The sequence below is a fragment of the Streptomyces sp. SID11385 genome (assembly GCF_010548245.1).
Classification (GTDB): Bacteria; Actinomycetota; Actinomycetes; order Streptomycetales; family Streptomycetaceae; genus Streptomyces.
On sequence record NZ_JAAGLR010000601.1, the window covers coordinates 1 to 3,940 of the forward strand.

The 3,940-nt window shown below is 72.8% G+C and carries 3 protein-coding genes; all 3 read right to left on the reverse strand.

What is annotated here, in order from left to right; all coding sequences use genetic code 11:
* A partial coding sequence (locus tag G3I42_RS18500; protein ID WP_164287365.1) for a hypothetical protein occupies positions 1 to 294 on the reverse strand: 294 nt, incomplete at its 3' end.
* Between the two features lie 157 nt (positions 295 to 451).
* Complete coding sequence (locus tag G3I42_RS18505) at positions 452 to 1,666, reverse strand: pyridoxal phosphate-dependent aminotransferase (RefSeq protein WP_164287369.1); 1,215 nt, start codon at positions 1,664 to 1,666, stop codon at positions 452 to 454.
* A 245-nt stretch (positions 1,667 to 1,911) separates the two neighbouring features.
* A partial coding sequence (locus G3I42_RS37685) for an EAL domain-containing protein (protein WP_164287367.1) occupies positions 1,912 to 3,940 on the reverse strand: 2,029 nt, incomplete at its 5' end.

The window sequence follows — 3,940 nt, forward strand, 5'->3', positions numbered from 1 at the left end:
GCGCCGGTGCAGGGCCGTGAGGTCGCCCCCGCGGAGCGCTCCGGCGGCGGCGCGTACGGGGCTGCCGCCGCCGCGCAGCCTGCGGAGGTGGTCGCTCAGCTCCCCGGCCGCCTCGTCCAGCGCGCCCGCCTCCTCGGCGGGGGAGAGCGCGCGCAGCTCGTCGGTGAGCGCGAGCAGGGCCGCGAGGTGTCCGGCGAGCTGGATGTCCAGCTCCTCCTCGCGCGAGTGACGGGGGAAACGGGACTGCTCGCCGGAGGTGGAATGGATGGATTTGCTACGGATCGGCTCGTACACGAAGGACCTCCAGGGTTGCCTGAGGGCATCCTACCTTGGAATCCGTCTAAGTTAGAATCCGTCCAGAGAAGGAATCGTCCGGAGCAGGCTCCGGGAGAGTCGTCCGCGGCGGGTTCGGTTCCGTCCGTATCCGCTCATGCGGTCCGTCCGTATCCGCTCAGGCGGTCTGTCCGTATTCGCTCAGGAAGTGGCCGATCCGGCCCACGGCCTCCGTCAGGTCCTGCACGCTCGGCAGCGTGACGATGCGGAAGTGATCGGGTTCGGGCCAGTTGAAGCCCGTCCCCTGCACGACCATGATCTTTTCCTTGCGGAGCAGATCGAGGACCATCTCGCGGTCGTCCTTGATCTTGAAGACCTTCGGGTCGAGGCGGGGGAAGAGGTAGAGCGCGCCCTTGGGCTTCACGCACGAGACGCCGGGAATCCGCGTCAGCAGTTCGTAGGCCGTGTCGCGCTGCTCGCGCAGCCGCCCGCCCGGCAGGACCAGCTCGTTGATCGACTGCCGCCCGGTGAGCGCGGCGACGACGCCGTGCTGGCCCGGCATGTTGGCGCACAGCCGCATGTTCGCCAGGATGTTCAGCCCCTCCAGATAGGAGGTGGCGTGGGCGCGCGGCCCGGAGACGACCATCCAGCCGACGCGGTAGCCGGCCACCCGGTACGCCTTCGACATGCCGTTGAACGTGAGCGTCAGCAGGTCGGGGGCGAGGGCCGCGGTCGGGGTGTGCGTGGCGCCGTCGTAGAGGATCTTGTCGTAGATCTCGTCGGAGCAGACGAGCAGGTTGTGGCGGCGGGCGATGTCGGTGAGCCCGCGCACCATCTCCTCGTCGTAGACGGCCCCCGTGGGGTTGTTCGGGTTGATGATGACGAGCGCCTTGGTCCGGTCGGTGACCTTGCGCTCGACGTCGGCGAGATCCGGCATCCAGTCGGACTGCTCGTCGCAGCGGTAGTGGACGGGGGTGCCCCCGGCGAGCGAGACGGCCGCGGTCCACAGCGGGTAGTCGGGGGAGGGGACCAGGACCTCGTCCCCGTCGTCGAGCAGGCCCTGCATGGCCATGACGATCAGCTCGGAGACCCCGTTGCCGATGAAGACGTTCTCGACGTCGGACTCGACGCCGAGGGTCTGGTAGTGCATCGTGACCGCGCGGCGGGCGGCGAGCAGGCCCTTCGCGTCGCCGTATCCGTGCGCCGAGGAGACGTTCCGGAGGATGTCCTCCAGGATCTCGGGCGGGGTCTCGAAGCCGAAGGCCGCCGGGTTCCCGGTGTTGAGCTTGAGGATGCGGTGGCCCGCCGCTTCCAGTCGCATCGCCTCGTCGAGCACCGGGCCGCGGATTTCGTAACAGACATTGGCGAGCTTCGCCGACTGGATCACCTGCATGCCGGTCACCTTACGACCGTGTTAACCGGCATGCATGGCGTGAACGGCGGGGCGGGCCCGGCCCGGGCGCGCGACGGCTTCCATTCGTACGTGCGGGGCGTTGGCAGCCGTGGCTCTGCGGGGCGGCGGCAGCTCTGCGGCTTGGATTCCCGCTTACGAGGGATGGAATTCACCTGTACGGGTGAGTTCGGACACCTGCGGGAGCGCGGCGGGGGCCACCTCCGTTCACAGGGCGGTACGCGCCCCTACGAGGAGGAGGTGGTCCAGCCTGGACAGCGTCCCGTGGTCTCCAGGAGTACGCCGATCCGCTCGGGCGGTACGGGGCGGGAGTAGAGGTAGCCCTGCCCCATGTCGCAGCCCATCGCCCGCAGCCGCTCCGCCTGGCTCCTGGTCTCCACGCACTCGGCCGTCACGGTGAGGCCAAGGCGGTGGGCCAGACCGACCAGGGCCTCCACGATCACCTCGTCCGCCGGCCGCCCCTCGGCGGTCGTGGCCCGAGCGGGGGCGCCCGCGATGACGGTCGCCGCCGTCCGGTCCCTGGAAGCGGGGAGGGCGGGGGCGGCGGCCGGGGCGTCCGCTTCCGGGGCGGAGCCGGTGAAGGGGAAGCCGCGGACGAAGGAACCGTCCAGCTTGAGGACGGAGACGGGGAGGCGGCTGAGGTAGGAGAGATTGGAGTAGCCGGTGCCGAAGTCGTCGATGGCGATCCGCACCCCCATGTCGCTCAGTTCCTGAAGGGCCCGCAGGGGGCGGCCGGTCTGCCCGACCACCTCGGACTCGGTCAGCTCCAGTTGCAGCAGGGACGGCGGCAGCCGGGTCTCGGCGAGCACCGCGGCGACGTCGCCCACGACGTCGGAGTCCCACAGCTGCCGCACCGTGACATTGACGCTGACGTAGGGGGGCCGTGCCCCCGGGCGGGCGAGCTGCCAGCTGCGGGCCTGGGCGCAGGCCGTGCGCAGGACCCAGCGGCCCAGCTCGACGATGGAGCCGTCCCGCTCGGCGACGTCGATGAAGCGGTTCGGGGCGAGCTTGCCGAAGCGGGGGTGCCGCCACCGCACCAGGGCCTCGACGCCGTGCAGGGTGCCGTCGGCGAGGGCGACGAGGGGCTGGTACTCCAGCTCGAACTCGCCGTCGCGCACGGCGGGCCGCAGCGCGGAGGCGAGCAGGTCCCGATGGGCGCCGTCCTCGCTGCGGGCGGAGTCGAAGAGGGCCCATCCGCCCCCGCCCTCGGCCTTCGCCCAGCCGAGCGCGGTGGTGACGGCGCGCATCAGCTCGGCGGGACTCGTCTCGCGGGCGCGCAGTTCGGCGACCCCGGCGGAGGCGGAGACGGAGAGGCGGCGCCCCGCGATGTCGTACGGCTCGCGCAGTTCGCGCAGCACGGTCGTGGCGAGTTCGGCGAGCTGCCCGGGGCCGCCGGAACCGGTCGCCTCGCGGTCTTCGCGTCCGTCGTGGGCCCCGTGGGTCTCCCGGACCCCGTGGACCTCCCGGGCCTCCCGGGCCTCGCGCCCTTCGCGGGCCTCGCCGCCTCCGCGAACCTCGTGGACTTCGCGGACGAGGAGTGCGAACTCGTCGCCGCCCAGCCGGGCGAGTACGGGGGCCTCGCCGTGCGCGGACGCGAGGAGCGGGGCGAGGCGGGCGAGGCGGGCGGCCACCGCGCGGAGCAGGTGGTCGCCGACGAGGTGGCCGTGGGCGGTGTTGACGTGCCGGAAGCCGTCCAGGCCGAGGACGCACAGGCCGACGCGCCCCCGGCCGCCGCGCAGCCCGTGTTCCTCCAGCGTGTCCGCGAGGCGGTCGAGGAAGTGGGCGCGGCTCGCGAGCCGGGTGAGGGGGTCCTCGCGTTCGGCGGTGCGCAGCCGGGCCCTCAGCTCGTGGCCGAGGCTCGTGTCACGGACGGTGAGGAGGGCGCCGGACGTGGGCGCGAGGTGTTCGAGGCGGATCTCGGCCCAGGAGTCGCCGCCCCGGGGCGAGGTGATCCGCCGGGTGCAGACGAGGTGGTGACGGCGACCGCTGAAGACCTCCGGCAGCCCCGGGGTGGTGTGGGGGGCGAGGCCGAGGGCGGTGAGGTGGGTGAGGGGGCGGCCCGCGAGCGAGGCGGCGGGGAGGGCGAGGTACTGGTGCAGGGCGGGGTTCGCCGCCGTGATGGTGCCCGTCTCGTCGACGAGGGCCATCGGCAGCGGGGCCGCGTCGAAGGCGGCGCGGTGGGCGCTGGGGTCGGCCGGGGTGTGCGTACGGGCGGGCGCGGTGGCCCGTGGGGGAGCGGGGGAGCGGGGCGTGGGG

Bases quoted from the DNA above. Each gene is read 5' to 3' on its own strand.
- G3I42_RS18505 (WP_164287369.1), bottom strand. From the start codon at position 1,666: ATGCAGGTGATCCAGTCGGCGAAGCTCGCCAATGTCTGTTACGAAATC.